Here is an 18,201-nt window from a genome sequence, read left to right on the forward strand (position 1 = left end):
CCTGCTGATGATTAAATTTACTAATAGCTATGCCCAACTCGGAGAAAGCTTTTTCGAGCGCATATTACCCACGCCTGTGACTGCTCCAAGCTTATTGTTATGGAATGACACTCTTGCTGAACAGCTTGAGCTAAGCAATAGCCTGCGCGGCGACCAGCAACTTCAGGCAGCCATATTTTCCGGCAATCAACTACCCGAAGGGTCTGATAGTATGGCGCTGGCTTATAGCGGTCATCAGTTTGGTCAACTCAACCCACAATTAGGCGATGGCCGCGCACATTTGCTGGGTGAATTGCTCGATAAACAAGGTCGCAGGTTTGATATACAGCTCAAGGGCTCAGGTCGGACGCCCTACTCCCGCCAAGGCGACGGCCGCTGTGCACTAGGCCCGGCATTGCGAGAATATATTATGAGCGAGGCAATGTATTTTCTGGGTGTGCCTACATCACGATGCTTGGCGGTGGTAGCTACTGGAGACCCGGTCTATAGAGAGTCGGTTAAACCCGGTGCAGTGGTTACTCGCATAGCAGCCAGTCATATTCGCATTGGCACATTTACCTGGTTTGCGATTAGAAAAGATCTGGAGTCTTTATCAGCCCTATTGGATTATGCGATTGTGCGGCATTTTCCTGAGCTTGATAATAACGCAGAAAACAAGGCTATTGCCTTTCTGGATGCGGTATTAGAACGGCAAATTACACTGATGGTGGCGTGGCTGCGGGTGGGATTTATTCATGGTGTAATGAACACAGATAATACCGCTATCAGCGGAGAAACTATTGATTTTGGCCCCTGTGCGATGATGGGTAGCTACCACCCCGCCACTGTGTATAGCTCGATAGATACTCAGGGTCGTTACGCCTTTGGCAACCAGCCTAATATTGCGGTATGGAATTTGACCCGCTTGGCGGAGTGTTTGATACCGCTGGTAAATACAGAAGAAAAGCAGGCCATTGCCAGCCTTGAGCCCGTTTTATTGTCTTTTAGTGAACGCTTTGACCAAGCCTATTTTTCAATGATGGGCGCCAAGTTAGGTATAGCGGAGATTACTGAGCAAGACCGGGTATTAATCGAAACATTGTTAGAATCCATGCAAAGTCATGAACTCGATTATACCCAGACCTTTCATCAACTAACGCATTCAATCAAGGGGAATAGCCCGCTGCCAGACAGTTGCAACGAATGGTTTGCACAATGGCAGGCGCGCTTAGAACCTGGCTCACAAGCTCTAATGCAGGCCAATAACCCGGTGGTAATTCCCAGAAATCATCATATTGAAAGCGTACTAAAAGCCTGTGAAGAAAGCGGCAGTACCGCACCGGCTGAGAATATTCTCGAAGTACTGCGTAGCCCTTATAGTGAGATAGCGGCCACTAAAGATTATCAGGGCGCCGCAGAAGATAAAGATGCCAGCTATCAAACGTTTTGTGGTACTTAAAGGCTTTGATGGCGCAGTGCCGGGATCTGAATATGATGTTGTTTAAACGCATCTAATACCCGTAGCGTAATATCGGTAGTAAAACGTTTTTCATAATGGGTATCCAGCACATAGGCTTTTAAACGCACTCTTAGCGCCACGGTTGAGTCCAGCACCACTTGTTCTACATTAACGATAATCGGCTTGGGTAAGTAGATATAAAGGCTAATAACCGCCGCTTCGCGTACCAGCTGCCTGGCTAATGCCGCATCTTCATTTACACCAATATAAAAATCAGTTTCTATCTGCATATCCAGTACACCAAAGTTGGCACTGGAAGACACATCGTTTAAAAACAAATTATTCGGTATGGTTACAATACTATCGTCAAGGGTACGCAATTTAACCGAGCGCAAACCAATTTGCAGCACATCACCATATTGATCACCAAAACTAACCCGGTCACCTACTTGGAAGGGACGATCAAAAACAATCATAATGCCCGAGACAATCGACGCTAATAAATCCCGGCTGGCAAAACCAATCGATACCGCTAAACCACCACCGATAACGGCCAACAGTTGACGATTAAAATCAAAGCTCAGTAACAGCACACCGACAACAGCAATAAAATAAATAAAGAAATGAAAGAATGCGTTGAGGCGCTGAATGGTTAGGCGGCTACTGGCAAAGGCAACACAGAGCTCTTCAACCAGATTGTCGACAAACTTAAGTAATAACCAGGCGCCAATTAATAACACTACCGATGAACCAACTCCGGCCCAATTGACCATTTGGCCAATAATTTGCAGGCTATCCTGAGTGCCCTTGGCCTCTTCCGCTAATATATTGCCGGATAACAGCAGCAGGCCCAGGCTAAAAATAAGTCGCAGCATTAGACGGCCTCCTCACGTACACCCGCTAACAAATTTTTACGGGCGAGTATTCTGGTAATGGTACGAAACCAGGGCCAGGTAATACGGTACAGACCGTCCTGATGTTCAACCCAACCTGCCAGCACGGTAAAATTTAACGTGGCCTCAATCACGGGTTGATCAAAGCGCAGGTTTCTTTTGATATCGGCAATACTGATTAATTCTGATTGCGCAATCACTCGTAGCACTAATAACATATTGATTGAGGCGTTTTCTAAAGACTGGGCATCCAGGTTTGCAGGTAGTGAGACCCGCAGCTTGCCTTTGTTATCAACCCGCAGGCATTCGGCAAACAAGCGCATGGCGATAGAGGGATTGCCGCGGGAGAGTGAAGAAATCATCGCATAGATACCTGCACGATTGCGCTCCTCAATCACATCCTGCTCGGTATCCATATGCTGGCGCGGCACTCTCACTTTACTAAAGTCCGGTTCAATCCCCGCCGACTCGCAACGCTTTTCTATAAGGTCACCAATTTGCTCTTCGGTCCAGCTACGCAAATGGATAATCGACTCAGCAACATAGTAATCGGCTCTGGCCTGATTCATAAAATGGTAGGCATAACGATCAACGGACATAGCCCAAATCAATGGCACATTCACTCTAACAAACAGATCGGTCAGCTTGGCCAGTTCTGTCAGCCCACCCATAACAGGTCTGGCTAGTAAATGAATGTTATGAATGGCTACCAGCCGAATATCCTGCTTGCTGAGGGCTTCGTTAATGATGTCATCAGTCGCTTCAATGTCACTAAGCCCTAGCTGACGTAAAAATTCAGCGGAGACAATATCAAAGCTGCCGCGCCGACAATCAATACGAATAGAGTTATGGTTATGGGCCTCAGCCACTTGATTGAGGAAAAGGCTTTTACCAATGCCCCGCTCACCAACAATGCTCACCACACCACTTTCATCGGCATTAATGCGCTCGATTAATTGGCGTCTTTCGGTGCGCGAATAACGCGGTAGAACTTCATCGGAGTGACGTAAAGCCTGGTGGATATCACTGGAAGTTGGCTCCAGTTGCTCTTCGTTGTTAGCGGTTTTATCACTACCAGCAGCACCTGAGGCGTCCAGATTATCGATTCTTTTTAGTAAACTACTGCGCAGCCAACTGGTTAATAACAGACTGCCTACTTTGGCTGAACCCAGCCACCGTTTAACGCCCCGCTGAGCGGCATAAATGTCTTCGGGTACCTCTGGCTCTGACTCCCTTTGCAAACGGATATAGAGCTCCATATGCCAAATGCTAAGCAGGCGAAATACCAACGGGAAAGTCAGTAGTTGGAAAATTCGCCATATCCAGCTGATCAGTGCAGCATCACCTACCAGGTTATCGACCAGATCAACACTGAGCCCTAGTAACATTAACCAGATGGCGATTAAGCGCATACTGTGCAAACGTAGCTTGGCGGTTTCGCCGGCAAGGCCACCCGCCCCCCTTGCAGCCAGCGCATTAAGTAATACAACGGCTATCCAGGCAAAGAGAACCCACTGCACAATAATCGCCGCGGTCTCGCGGACAAACTCAAGACCATCAAATTGCAATAAGCTAAAGAGAAAGCCAAACAGCAGCAACCATTCAATGGGCGCCCGCACTTGATCGACATACCATAGACCCCGCAGTCGGGAGACTACTTCCTGGGTGCGTGGCCTAATAGACAACAAGCTGGCACGCATTTTTTGCAATGTGCCCGGCAACCAATTCCGCCACCAGCGAAAAACCAGAATCACCAGTAAAAATTGAATCACAATCCATAGCAAGGCCACGGGCGCCTGAATCAGCATATCCTGCAGTTGAAGATAGGCCTGAGGCAGCTTAAGGGTTTGGTAACGTAGATTAAGTTTAATCAGGTCAAACTCAGAGCGTAACTCTTGCATGCCCATCAGGGCTGCACCGGTGGCCTGTTGGCGGCGTGCTGAGCTGACTAATTGCAGGGCGCCATTACGCACAGCATAGAGCTCAAGCAAATCATTATAGAGCTGGTCTACAGTGACAATGCCTTTTGGCAACTGGTACATAGCCTTGGCAAAACCCGGGTGGTCTGACTCAAGTTGAGCGGTATCAACAATGGCGGCATCATAGACACCGTTGGCAGAGTCCAGTGCCATTTCAAATTGCCAAAGCCGCATACGGACTTCGTCACGTAATTGCTCAAAGTAATTATTAGCATCATTGGTGCTGACTTTAAAGTTGGCCAGTTGTTGTTTGAAATTGGCCAACTGTTCTTTACGGTTGGGGCTGCCTTTGTTGGCCGTTTTAGCGGGGGCAAGGTTTTGCTTGATCGCTAATTCGCTAGCCGTGTTGGTCTCAGCGCTGGCAGAGGGTGTCACCAGCAAGGATTGCTGCTGACCAGCCGGTGCAGCATAGACCATGGCTGATAGCGTTAATAAGGCTATCAGCAAAGATGCAAGCAGATAAACAGGACGAATGGGCATACTGTAATCTATTAATTATTGTCGTTGCCCTAGAGTATAGCGCTGACAAAAAAAAAGCCAGTCTCTGGATAAGATACTGGCTTGGCAAGGGCTTGATCGCTGCGGCTAAAAATCGTAGCGTAATGTGGCCATAATAGAGTGACTATCGTACTCATCTTTTTCGATATAGTCATAGCCACCGGAGAAGCTAAAGGCTCCCTGGCCAAAGGCGCGCAAACGAAGGCTGGCTTTATACATTTCCTGTTCTACATTGGCACCACGCGTAATAAATCCGCCACCGCTAACACCGATAAAGTTCGAGTCGATTTCTACCTCATCGCCGATAGTGTCATAGAGATAATCAACACTGAATTCAGGGATCCAGGTGATTTCATTGGCCGTGCTTATAGGATACGCAAATTTAACACCGATACCCAGGATAAGAACCTCAACATCGTCCGAGGTTACCTCCAGACCAACGTTACCAGCACCGGTTTCACGGTAGTCATCTTCTGACAGGTAGGTGTAATCCAACTCAGCCTTAGGCGTAATAAACCAGCCATTTTCAGTGGCATATGGGTAACCAGCGCGAAAACGCAGGCTATATTGGTCGCCATCATGGTCGCCACTGGCTACCAGTGGTGAGTTCGTGAGTGAAGGGTCAATCTGGCGGTCGGTTTCATACTCATTAAAAGCATACGCTATTTGACCATCCAGATAATAGCTGTCGGCATTGTAGCTGCCATAGAGGGCTAGCCGATAGCTATCGATACTCATTTCACTGGACTTAATTTTACCTTCAACATCGGTATCAGCATAACTAAAGGCCAGACCGGCATTGACTTGCTCGCCTAAGGCACTATCAAAACCCAGTGCAAAACCGTAAGTATCGGCGTCAAAACCGTCAATACCATCACGGGTATTTTGATCCGTTTCATTATCATAGGCCTGCATCCAGAAACCATTAATACCCATGGGGTCGCCCGCCATCGCGCCGCTAAAGCCATAATAACCACGTAGCGCTGTGCTGCGATTATTAACGGTACTGGCTGCGACGCTATCGGCATTCATCACTGAAACCGCAACCGCCTCTACGGTTTCCGGGCTAAGACTATCAACCGCTTTAACCAGTGCGACTTCATCACCTTCACCAAAATCTTGTTGCAGTGCCTGTAGTGCCTGATCAAGCTCAGAACCTTCAGCAATATCACCACTGTCGGAAATATCGGTTAAGGCCTCAGCCGTATTAAGTACGTTAGAGCCACCTGTAGTATCAATAAAGACGTCTAACTCTTCATCTTCAATCTCTACATAAATTTCTGCAATGGCATCATTGACATCGTTGCTGCCTACTACGGCAAATAACTGATTGCCCCGTTGCTCGATGGTATAGTCCAGTACCAGTGACGTGTCTTCAACATAGAGCCCTGTTACGGGGTCAATACCGGAGGCCTCGGCATCAGTATTGTCATAATCATAGGTGACACCGCTGGCAGTACTAATATCAGAGTTCAAGCTGCCGCCCGCTGATAAAATACTAAAATCGTCACCCACTGCCATCACGCTATCAAAAGTGGTTTCAATAATGACGGAGGCACCGCGCACATCAACATCACCAGTGACGTCAAGGCGAGCGGTTTCTGTAAACCCGGCGTCTGTAGAGACAATGCCATAAAGAAATAAAGAGCCATCGAAAGTAAAGTCACCGTTGATCCTGCTAACGGTTTCTGCTGTTGGGGCCAAGCCTTCGGAGCCAGTAGTGGCCAGAAAGAAAATACCAGCCCCCGTTACCGTGCCGGATGTACCGCCGGTACTATTATAGATACCCCCATTAAGGCTAACATTCCCCATAACGCCTTCGTTATAGACATAGTCAGCACCACTAACATTGCCCATGGTGCCTTCATTATAAACATTACCCACATCGGAATTAATATCACCGTCAGCCGTAACCACGGTATCGCCAATAATAGTACCCAGATTATCGACCTCAGCAATCGAACCACCATTAGCAGCCACAATCGCACCCTGAGTGCCCCCTGTGATTGTTGCTCCCTCACCATTGAAGATAAGATTGATAGTTGAGCCGCTATCAACAGCTGCAATCGCCACATCTGTACCGCTGATGTTTCCGCTATTAAAAAGCGCGTTAAGCTGAGCCCCCGCTTCAACCACTATCGCACCATCACCAATCAGTGAGCCGTTATTACTCAGCTGGTTAATACTGCTGCTACCGCGGACAACAAAAGCATCGCCGCCATTAGCCGCCGCTTGCAACAAACCCTCGTTAGTAAAAAAACCACTCATGGAAGAGTCTTCAAGGATAAAACCGCCGGTAATCGTGCCACTATTGGTGATTGCGCCCACACTGGATAACTGTATATCAATACCATAGCCATTATTGAGAGCCGGACCTTCTGGTCCGGCAGAAATAATGTCACCGGCATTAATAATATCGCCAGCAATAGCACTGTTAAAAGCAATAATTCCGCCCCCTGAACCGTCGATAGTGGCATTGCTATTATTTAGAATGGAACCGTTGATAGCACCGTTATTCAGGAAGATAGCCGCATTGTTGTCGGCAATAATATTACCGGAGTTTTCCAGGTTGCCAGTGATCGAGCCTGGCTCGACAACCGCCAGAGGCAGGCCTAGTACGATATCTTGAGGATCGCCACCCGGCGGCAGATTAGCAATATCATTGTTACTACCAATGCTTAGAGCGGGTGCAGCACCGGTATTTTGAATCAGGCCGCTATTACTAATAAAGTCAACGGAAGCACCATGGCTGATGGAGACCGTACCGTAATCAACCGCATTGTTAGAAAACAAAGGGATAGAGGCTGAACTTACCAAATTGGCATCAATGGTGCCAAGCAGCTGCCCACTATTGCTAATGCCGCCGGTAATGCCGCTGGTGGTATCCTGTTTGATAGACTCAGTTTCTATATCGTTATCGAAGTCTTCGGTTTCATCACTGGTGATACCGGTAATACGCAGTGCCTGAGCACCGCTGATCACACCGCTACTGTTATTAAAAACACCGCCAGTGATTTGCCCGCCGTAGAGTGAAATAGCTGACTCCAAGCCATTGCTACTTTCGATAACACCATCGTTGCTTATACCTCTAACGACTGTCCGCGGTATGGCAATACCTTGCAGGCTATCGATATTATCAATCACTATCGCTTCGCTGGCAGCGGAGCGAATAATACCGTTAGCCTCATTAACAATACCGCCCTGCAGATCAATACCATCCAGCCAGATAGCAGGCGCGGGATCGCCATCGTCTAACAGCGTGGCTGTGTTTTCGATAAGCCCGCTATTAATAATACCGCCGGTCATAGTGGCTGGTACTGCAGCATCCTGCGCCTGGTTTAACTCGGTAAATATATCGATACCGGCATAATCTTCAGTGGTAGCAGTAATGGTACCGCTATTAATGATATCGCCATCAATAGATGACCCGTTAACCTCGATACCAGCACTACCCTCTATAGTACCGGTATTAACAAGATCACCGGTTAATGAACTATTACCGACCAAAAGCACAGCGGGGCCTGATGATAAGATAGAGCCAGAATTGAGCAGGCCGCCAGTGACACTGCCATTATCAAATAACAAAATGCCGGAGGAACCAGTACCGTCGTCAACATTGCTATTCGTGGCTATCATGGTACCAGCGTTAGTGATACCGCCATTCAGTGTTGATGATTGACCAACAAGGGCAGCATAGTTATGGCCGGATATAACGCCGGTCGACTGATTAACCAGCCCCTGTCCCAATAAGGCATTATCAAATAGAGCGATAGCAACCGAGCTATCGGTTGAAGTTGCTTCAATAGTGCCTGCATTATTAATAGCACCGTTAACGGTGGCGGTTGAACCATTACCAGCCAATATAATGCCACGCTGAGAACCAGAAATTGTGGATAGCGAGTTATTAACAATATTTCCGTCAATAGTGGAGCCAATCGAGATAGCAATGCCGCTGGCACCATTGGGCGAGCTTAGGCCTGTAGCGGTGATAGAATTATTGTTAATAATATCCCCGGTAACAGTGGCTGCATTAAAGAGGCTAATGCCTGCATCCTGCCCGGTGATAACACCTATATTAGAAATATCCCCATTAACAACGCCGCTGTTGTTAACATGGATACCGATAGAGCCACCGTTAATGCCGCCAGTATTACTTATATCGCCATTAATCGCTGCGCTATTGCTAATATTTAAGCCGGTATTACCGCCAGAAATTTGGCCGCTATTATCGACAGAGCCATCCAGCATGCTCACATTGTTAATGGATAGACCTGTGTTCAAGCCATCAATAACACCACTGGAGCTGTTGATAATATTACCGGTCATACTTAGGCCGCTTGCAGCACTAAAACTGGATTCTCCTAACTCAATACCGTGACGACCAACACCCTCAATAAGGCCTGCATTAACAATATCTCCGGAGATAGTAGAGTCGTCATAAGCATTAATGCCATCCAAACCTGAAATGGTGCCGGTGTTATTGATACCGCTGGATATAGTGCCACCATTTTGAATAGCTATGGCGAAGCTATTAACATCAACAATAATATCGCCAGCATTAACGATACCATTAGTCACAGTACCACCGAGAACCCCCACTCCTTCGATCTGCCCGGAAAGCTGGTTAATCAAGCTACCAGACACTGTGCCCGAAATATTGACGCCGTCTGAGCTGAAGGTATCAGTACTCTCTATGGTTCCTGAGTTTTCAATATTACCGGAAAGTGCCCCACCCAGGGTAATACCCGAAAACTCACCGGACACCACTCCAGTGTTGATAATGTCGCCAGTGATAATTGAATTTACTCGAGTATCTATACCACCAAAGCCGCCGCTAATTGAACCATCATTAAGAATACTACCGATCAAAGACACATCACTTTCTAAACGGATACCATCATAGCCAGCAGTAGCAATAATGGCAGCACCACTGGCATTACTGATATCACCCGTAATGCTGGCGCCGCTTGAAAATAAAACAATACCGCCACCATCTGTGGCAGAAATAACGCCGGTGCCATTATTAGTGATACCGCCATCGATGGTGGCAGCGGATAAACTAATAGCCCATTTGCCCGGGCCTTCGGTAGCTATAGACCCGGTATTATTTATCCCTCCGCTAATATGTGCAGCAGAGGACAGCTCTAAACCCTCGATAAGACCGCTATTATCTATGCCTCCATTAATATATGAATTGTTATCAAGCCCAATACCCACTTCAGCGCCAAAAGCAAATTCAGCGGTCATGGTGCCACTATTGATAAGACCGCCTTCAATGGCTGAAGACGTGGTCAGGTATAAACTCGCCGCTTTACCGTTCATAGAGCCGGTATTAGTAAAACCGTTAGTAATGGTAGAGTTATTAAGTGTAACCGCAGTCGCTGGATCAGCAGCATTGGTGCTGGTAGAAAAAATACTACCGGTATTAGTAAAGCCATTGCTAAGGGTGGCATTTTGAAAATCAACAGCACCTTGGATAAAATTCGTCTCGGAACTAATGATACTACCGGCATTATCAAATAAGCCGTAAGTTACTGAATTGAAGCCAACCGCTGGAGAAAAGGCACCACCGGTATCAATGCTCCCCCCTGCGGTAATAATAAGGTCATCACCGGAGGTCAATATAGGTTGGGTAGTTTCCGTGCCGGTAATAGTGACTGCTGAGGCCGATAAAGAAAAAAGCAGTGACCCACCGAGAGCAACGGTGTAAGAAGCGCTGAGATTTTTCATGTTTATCCCTGTGAAATAGTGACTAATTATAATTATCAGAGAAGGGTGGCATCCTGCACATACACTACAAATCACCGATTAAATCCTATCGATCAAACTTGTAAGATTGGCTTGATAGCTTCCCGCTACTCAGTAGATTGTTATACGTTAACAAAAATAACGCTGGCTTTTACGCAAAGGTAAGCAGCCAAATCGTAATAACAGCAAGATAAAATGAACAACTGCCTGCCGGCCTGCACCATAAATTCTGGATGCAGCACTAACAGTAAGTCCGTGTTTGGGAAATCAATATGAAGCCGATTCCATCAACGTTTTATTATCCTTATTAGATAAGCAAATTTTGCCTTGTCCAAAAGCAAAAGGCAACCCGGCTTTTCAATCGGGCTATCAGTGATTATTTATTACATGTAATATAGGCAGCTATACCTTATGATTAAGTCTTATCGGCGGCTAGTTTGTTGCTTAATCAGCCACTATAATCGACCCCTATAATCCACCCCTATAATCCACCCCTATAATCCACACAAGATATCCTATAAACATAAAGCCAAGGAGTCTCTATGAATAATAAACTCTACTCAATATTTTCTTCTAGCTTCACCGTTGTAGCCTGTGTGTTATTGCTGATAAGCCCTAAGCCTGTAGCTCAGGAAACTTACCAGGCGGTTACTCACCAGAACCCGGAAGTAGCTATTGAAGATTTAGTGCTTATGTTACTGCCACTCAACCAACAGGAGTTGGAAGTAGAAGCCGCAGCCTGGTACAGCATACTGGCAGAAACCCTGCATACCGTGACCAAGTTGGAAATTAAAAGTAAAAGAATTGGCCGCCAAACCGCCCTGTTAGACGACGCTGCCGGTGAAGTTGAGGATATCATTGCCGCCAAAAAAAGTGGCGACACTGAGGATATTGCAGAAGCTGAAGCGGCATTAATGGAAATTGGCCAGGACCTTAATGTTAAAACCGATAAAATTAAACAGTTCACTGCCACCGCTAGTGAACAATCGATTGCTAAAGTTGAAAATAAAGGCAAAGAACTGGAGCAGGAAAAATCTGAACTAGCGGATAGTATTGCCAGCCTTCGATTGCAGCAGACTCGTCGGGTTGATCGACTTAATAAAGTGCTCGATGCACTGGAAGCCAAGGGCGGAGATGTTAAGGAGCTACGTCTCTACACCGCTGCCGTATCGGGTATCAAGATTAATGTTCAGGACAGCACCACTGCATGGAAATCTGCCTACGAATGGATGAAGTCCGAGGACGGTGGATTGCTACTCTTCTTTAATCTGGTTAAGTTTTTATTGGCAGTTATTGTAATTGTTTTGCTGGCAAAAGCTGCTGGGCGTATTACTGATCAACTAACTCGCCATAATTCTGTTTCTCTTTTATTGGAAAACTTCTTAAAAGTAGCCGCCCGCCGCACAGTCTTTTTTATTGGTCTGATTATGATTTTACCCATTATTGGGATTAATACAGGGCCAGTACTCGCCTTGATTGGTGCCGCAGGTTTGGTAGTCGGTTTAGCCTTGCAAGGGACATTAAGCAACTTTGCCAGTGGTGTGCTGATTTTGATTTACCGCCCCTATGATATTAATGATGTTATTGAAGTAGGTGTGGGTGGCGTATCGGGTATTGTTGATTCGATGACATTAATTTCAACCACGATTAAAACCCTCGATAATAAATTAATCACGGTGCCTAACAACAGTGTCTGGAATGATGCCATCACCAATATAACCGGCAGCGATGTACGGCGTGTTGACCTGGTCTTTGGCATTAGTTACGGCGACGACTTTACCGTTGCGAAAAAAATTATGGAGAAAATACTGGCCGAGCACCCTGCTGTACTGGATGAACCCGAACCCAATGTTCGCGTTCATGAGCTGGCTGATTCATCGGTTAATTTTGTCTGTCGCCCCTGGGTTAAAACCGATGACTATTGGGATGTTTACTGGGATATTACTGAAACGGTTAAACGTGAATTTGATAACCAGGGGGTTTCAATCCCCTTCCCGCAGCGAGATGTACATTTTTATCCCGCGGGTGAGCTGGCGCTAAAAAAGGATTAGCCGCTAAAGGCTAGCCCCTATTATTGATGGCTATGTATTATTGGGCTGCCGCAACGGTGTGTTGCTGTCCGGGACAAATACGTTTGACCGTAGGGTGGATTACAATCCACCAGTTATAACGGGCGCTTGGCTGGGTTTGGTGGATTATAATCCACCCTACAGGCTTAGGCCCTTTTTATGGTATTTGTGCTGCTGCGGCTGCCACTCTGTTACTGGCCTGAGTGCTATCCATATAGGCTCTGATACTAAGATATAAAGTTAAACCATTGAGTAAGTGCCATACAAAATGCGTACCCAATCCCCATGACTCACAAACCGCCATATCAATCGATCGAAAGCTGAGTGAAATAGCCAGACAGATAGCAGCTAACAGCAATGTAAAGCGGCGCGTAGTAAAGGTTAATGCATGGTAAAGGCCAGCAAATAACAAACAGACCCAGGCAGAAAGATAGGTAATTGAACCATTTAGCATATCGCTGGGGAACTGCATAAAACCCAGGGTCAATACCACAAAAAAACCCAGCAATGCCAAGCTGCCCCATAGCGGCCTAGCTCCCATTTGACGAGCAATCACAGCGCCGTAGAGTACGACAAAGCTTAACTGGAAAATATAGATCGGCAGCATATCTAAAAACATACCTAACAAGGTTGCAAAGGTATGATAAATAAAGCTGCCAATACCGATAAAAAATAGAATCGACGTTAGCCAGTAGCTACCCAGTGTATGGGCATTACATTGCCTGCCAATACGAAATGCTAACACCGCGCCAATAATAAAGCTGAGGTTGGAAATGGCATTGACCGGCTCCGCCCAAAAATCAGGGCCAAGCCGCTCACAGTATTCATCCAGCTGTTTAGACCATTCCATGTATACTTATTCCGCCATATTGCATCTATAGGGATTACAAACTATCACGACAGACCATCCCGGCCTTGATCATTATCAAAACGCTACTCAGACAACTGGCACTCTTGCTGCTGGCCATTGAGCTTAACGATAGGTGGCTTGCTGCCTTTTAAAAAGATTAGCTGCTCACCTTGCTGGTATTTTTCGCCGGAGGCACTGCGTACCCGGGGTAATATATGCCGGTTACCGCGAGGGCTTTTATTCAGCTGTATAAACTCACCATAAAACGCCAAGGTATAGATGTCGCCAGCACAATTGAGGGATTGTCTTTGAATCTGGCCGGGTTTAAGCGTTAGCGGCCTTACCAGGATATCGTAATCAGTATTGTCACTGACAATAAATGGATGCACAGTGTCATTGATTGCGACCAGTTCGCCGGATAAGTGGCTGACTCTGGCCTGCAAGGCATAGGACATTCTACTGTCAAGAGTGCCGGCATCAACGGACAGGCTATAACTGAGTGGCAACCCGGTAGCTGAGAGTGTCGTCTCGGCTAAGACTGTGGCTGTAATATCCATTTTACTCACATCAGCAAGTTTTATCGAGACGGTGTAATCCCCTTCTGCCAATGGGGCTTGCGGATAGACAAGCCCGGTAATGGTTAGCACCTTGGCGCTGGCTGAGTTGGGCAAATGATGACAGCTGGCCAAAAAAATCAGGCTGGCAAATAGCAGTAAACGTAGCATAGTGACACCTACTTATTATTCAGCTTGTGCAATTGGTGCCGCCTTAAAGATTAACGCCCCACCCTCTCCTTCTAAATACAGCATGCCCTGATCGACCCGACCACTGCGAACCTCTGTCAAGGCTGTGATATACCTCGACTCCTGATCCATTAAAGCAGCAGGACACATTTTCCGTGTCATTGCTCCTGCCACCAGCGTTAAGCGGGCATCCGTCAGGACATAGGTAGATGAAAAATTATTACAACTGGCATTGCCGGAAAGGCGGTTATCGGCATCAAAACGCAAGGTGGCCGGACTATAATCGATAACCGGCCTGTCCTTGATCATTTCAATGCGCCAACTACCCATTAACTGGTCTTTAAAATTGTCAGTTGCTTGCATGCTACAGGCTGTCAGGGTGGCTGCGAATAGAAAAGCTATGGCTAAATATTTCATCATACTCTCCAACTGTGGTTAACTGAGTCGCTAACATTGAGCTAGCCCTATGACTTGTTTGTAGTCCTGGTCGTTAAGTGTAACGCTACCAATCTGGCCACGACACAGGCTAAATAAAACTGACCAAATATGGCCTCTAAAATTGCCCAGGAGCGCCCGGCTCGGGTGATCGGTGATATATCTCCATAACCCAGTGTCGCCAGCGTGACAAAACTAAAATAGGAAAGATCAGTCAGTTTTTCGCGGTAACCGCTAGCAGTCTCTACCAGATTAAAAGAACCAGGGTTAAGTAATTCAACCAACAGATAGATAAAGGACCAAATCATACCGGCAATAAAATACAGGCAGACCGCGGCACAAATCATATCGAAAGAAACATCGTAAGATTCAAACAGGTAGCGCAGGATAAAGACAGATACATAGAGCAGAAAAACAATGTAAAAAACACTGTTAATGGCGACTTGCAAATTAACCGAATCAGTAGAGAGCTTCCAATTGGCAAATAACATAGGCAAGGTTAATACAAAGCCAATAATCAGTTCTTTTCTTTCGTAGACCACTAAATAGAGCGATGAAAATAACACCAGGGTATAGCCAAACAACAAAAAATCCACCCGGTTATCAACCGCAACCACAGCGGGAAGTATCTGCACAGAAAGCAGCATGATCAACAAGGTTAAAAAACCAAAGGGACGATGTTGGTAGAGGTGGTTATCTAAGGTGGTTGGCATAGAGCAAACTCATGGCATTGCAATGGATACAGGTAGAAGGAAGCCGAGGCCCCCTTCTACAGACAGAGTTTTAAAGCATATCAGAGATTAAAATACCGAGACCAATACGCTCCTGTGAAATATTATAATCAATCATACTTTCACCGTAGCCATTAAAGTACTGCATATAACCTTTGATATTGCCATAGATCGGCATGCTCCAACCCAGTTCAACAGCGCCTTTATTTTCAGAGCGAAGGTTGTTTCTTAAGATCATTGAAAACTCGTGATCATTTAAGCGATAAGCCGCAGTCAGGTCAAAGTGGCCCATATATTTTTCAATATCGGGGTTATCATCGCCATCACTGTCCAATGGATCATCTTTTTCATCTTCCTTCAGGCGGTACCAGGGTCTGAAAGCAAGGGCAAAATCATCTTTTTCAAAAAGAAAAGTGGTATAAACGCGGTTCCAGCTGCGGGAGAGTAACTGCGAACGGCCATTAGACTGGTGCTCAATGCCCACTTTAAAACCGGTATTACCACCCATGGGATGCCAATCCAGTCCACCCATATACCAGACTTCTGGTTGATAATTGGTTTCTCTAAAAGGTGCCGAGATATCATTGGCGTATACCTGCCACCATGAGGTGGCGGTAAAGCCAAAGTAGATGCCGTCCCCTTCCATAAAGATATCTTCGCTATTTAGCGGGACTTTTAAGCTGACCTGAATTTTAGCTTCTGTCTGACGCAGGTCATCGGCAAAAGCCTCACCGGCAAAATCATAGGCTTCACGGTTGATTTTAGACGTGTGGGTAACCGGCAAGAAATAATTCTGCTTATGGGGCAAAATCGCATAGCGGCTTTTTTGGATTTCTCGCTCAGCAATTATACGCTCAGAGATAGCACCCCGTTCAAACGTTTCCGTCATGGCGGCGGGAGCAGATTTATCTGAGGATGTAACCACGGTTGATGTACCAGCCTCCTCACTACAGCGTTCTCGTATCTGAGTGGTCGACTCGACACCGTTGGGGTTACTAACAGCATCGAGCACACACTGCTCATAAGTGCCAGCGGCCGCAGGCAATGCAAAGCCGGCAAACAAAAGCGTTGCCAGGGATAATTTCTTCACAGGTTAATCTCCAATTATTATCTTTCGGTTATTTTTTAACGACTTCTTTTAATATATCGCCATCTGAACCAGAGGGTATCTTAGCACCAATAAACGCCGATAAGGTAGGTGCGATATCCACGGTATGAATCTTTCTTGCTACCTGTTGCGCTTTAAGTTTATTACCGGCAAATATCACCGGTACATGGGTATCATATTTCCAGGGTGAACCATGGTGCGCCGCCACTACCAGACCATCCATATCATTAATAAAACTATAGGGCTCAAACACCACAAAAATATCGCCGCTGCGCTGGGGGTTATGATTATTGACAACGGCATTATAAAGGTCGTTATTCGGCAAATTGCCCTTGGCGATCTGGGCACTGGGTATCGCAAGGGCAACACCGGGGAACTGACTCATCTGGGCAGCTATAGCTGACTCTACCTCATGAATATCCAGTTGATTTTTTTTGATCACCTCATGATCCAGGTAGACATAGGGGTGGTAGTAGATTTTAACCAGCGCCTCATCGACACCAAATTGTTGATTAAGCTCGCTAAAAGCCTGTTTGGTATTCCATTCTTTGGGGTTGATATAATGGGCTTTAATACCCTGCTGCTGAGCATAAGGGGCGGCATCAGCGCCACCATGGTCGGCGGAGAGCACAATCAAGGTATTCTTCAGACCAATCTGCCGGTCAATAAATTTAAATAAGGAAGCCAGTGTATTATCCAGTCGTTGCAGATTGTCTTCCATCTCAAGACTGGACGAGCCAAATAAATGGCCGACATAGTCAGTGGATGAAAAGCTGACGGATAAATAATCAGTGATATCATCTTCACCGATATTTTCACTAAGAATAAGTGTTTTGGCAAAATCCGCCGTTAGTTCATCACCGGCCGGACTTAAGGTCAGGAAGGTCGTAAAGTATTTGCTATCGCCCTTACCATATTGATGCGGAAATACACGACCAAAACCCGGAAAAGCCACCTCCCATTCCTGATCGTCTTTATCACCCATCAGATAATTGCTGGACTCTTGTAATAGCTCCCAGGCCTTATCGGCGTAGTTTTGTGGGTAGTTTTGCCGATTCCAGTCGATTACCCATTGCGGGTAAGCCTCATAGTAAAATCTGCTGGTAACAAATTCGCCGGTTTTTTTGGAGAACCAAAACGCTTTACCGGCATGCCCTGCCATCGCTACTGCACCTCGGTCTTTAACGGATACGCCAAATATTTTAGCTTTACCGGCGCTTTGCATCGATAATTCATCACTAAAAGTAGAGACGCGGATTTTTTGCGGAGAGCGCCCGGAGGTATTGGCGGCTTTTTGTGTTGGATCTATTTCGGTCTGCTTGTTAACGTCGGCATCTTTGCTCAGTAAGGGGTAATTGGGGTCTTCAATATTATAAATCAGGCGATTGTCATCCCGATCAAACCAAACATTGCCAATCATACCGTGGATGGCAGGCACTGCCCCGGTAGCCAGCGTGGTATGGCCAACAATGGTTTCCGTATTCGCGTGGTTATGATGGGCGTTATGATAAACCACACCTTCTTCATAGAGGTATTTAAAACCGCCGTCAGTCTCCTTATTAAGAAAACGGCCCGGAAGGTCTGCCCGTAATTGATCGACGGTTATTTGCAAAATCAGTTTAGGAGGCTTGTTGCTTGCAAAGCTATTCAGTGCAAATAGCATTATCAGGGGCAAACAAAGCCAGCCAGTCGATTTAAGCATGATGATT

11 protein-coding genes are annotated in these 18,201 nt (G+C 46.3%); 2 read left to right on the forward strand and 9 right to left on the reverse strand.

Translation table 11 applies throughout. The annotated features are described in order from the left end of the window. The first annotated feature begins 7 nt into the window (after positions 1-7). Positions 8-1,438: a protein adenylyltransferase SelO gene (locus BST96_RS17485; RefSeq protein WP_240554835.1), complete on the forward strand. Its 1,431-nt coding sequence runs from the start codon at positions 8-10 to the stop codon at positions 1,436-1,438. Here BST96_RS17485 and BST96_RS17490 read toward each other — a convergent pair. From BST96_RS17490 to BST96_RS17500, 3 genes are all read right to left on the reverse strand, one after another. Next, a complete protein-coding gene (locus BST96_RS17490) occupies positions 1,435-2,313 on the reverse strand; it encodes a mechanosensitive ion channel family protein (RefSeq protein WP_157118006.1) in 879 nt (292 codons plus the stop codon). The genes BST96_RS17485 and BST96_RS17490 overlap by 4 nt on opposite strands. After that, complete coding sequence (locus tag BST96_RS17495) at positions 2,313-4,790, reverse strand: AAA family ATPase (RefSeq protein ID WP_085759937.1); 2,478 nt, start codon at positions 4,788-4,790, stop codon at positions 2,313-2,315. The genes BST96_RS17490 and BST96_RS17495 overlap by 1 nt, the downstream gene beginning before the upstream one ends. Before the next feature lie 105 nt (positions 4,791-4,895). Beyond that, a complete protein-coding gene (locus BST96_RS17500) occupies positions 4,896-10,538 on the reverse strand; it encodes an autotransporter domain-containing protein (RefSeq protein WP_085759938.1) in 5,643 nt (1,880 codons plus the stop codon). Between the two features lie 560 nt (positions 10,539-11,098). Between BST96_RS17500 and BST96_RS17505 the strand changes: the two genes are divergently transcribed. Next, a complete protein-coding gene (locus tag BST96_RS17505) occupies positions 11,099-12,607 on the forward strand; it encodes a mechanosensitive ion channel family protein (protein ID WP_085759939.1) in 1,509 nt (502 codons plus the stop codon). A gap of 175 nt (positions 12,608-12,782) precedes the next feature. Here BST96_RS17505 and BST96_RS17510 read toward each other — a convergent pair whose 3' ends face one another. The 6 genes from BST96_RS17510 to BST96_RS17535 all read right to left on the reverse strand — a co-directional run bounded on the left by BST96_RS17510 (position 12,783) and on the right by BST96_RS17535 (position 18,194). Beyond that, positions 12,783-13,475, reverse strand: a complete 693-nt coding sequence (locus BST96_RS17510) for a ceramidase domain-containing protein (RefSeq protein ID WP_085759940.1) — start codon at positions 13,473-13,475, stop codon at positions 12,783-12,785. A gap of 83 nt (positions 13,476-13,558) precedes the next feature. Then, positions 13,559-14,200 carry a YbaY family lipoprotein gene (locus BST96_RS17515; RefSeq protein ID WP_085759941.1) on the reverse strand — a complete coding sequence of 214 codons (642 nt, stop codon included), beginning with the start codon at positions 14,198-14,200 and terminating at the stop codon, positions 13,559-13,561. Positions 14,201-14,215: 15 nt separating this feature from the next. Further along, a complete protein-coding gene (locus BST96_RS17520) occupies positions 14,216-14,638 on the reverse strand; it encodes an META domain-containing protein (protein ID WP_085759942.1) in 423 nt (140 codons plus the stop codon). A 44-nt stretch (positions 14,639-14,682) separates the two neighbouring features. Next, positions 14,683-15,366: a potassium channel family protein gene (locus BST96_RS17525; RefSeq protein ID WP_085759943.1), complete on the reverse strand. Its 684-nt coding sequence runs from the start codon at positions 15,364-15,366 to the stop codon at positions 14,683-14,685. A gap of 70 nt (positions 15,367-15,436) precedes the next feature. Then, positions 15,437-16,474: a phospholipase A gene (locus tag BST96_RS17530; RefSeq protein ID WP_085759944.1), complete on the reverse strand. Its 1,038-nt coding sequence runs from the start codon at positions 16,472-16,474 to the stop codon at positions 15,437-15,439. Between the two features lie 28 nt (positions 16,475-16,502). After that, the gene (locus BST96_RS17535; protein WP_085759945.1) at positions 16,503-18,194 is read right to left on the reverse strand and encodes an alkaline phosphatase family protein; all 1,692 of its coding nucleotides are present in this window, start codon (positions 18,192-18,194) and stop codon (positions 16,503-16,505) included. Positions 18,195-18,201 lie beyond the last annotated feature (7 nt).

The organism is Oceanicoccus sagamiensis, assembly GCF_002117105.1.
Lineage (GTDB): Bacteria > Pseudomonadota > Gammaproteobacteria > Pseudomonadales > Dasaniaceae > Oceanicoccus > Oceanicoccus sagamiensis.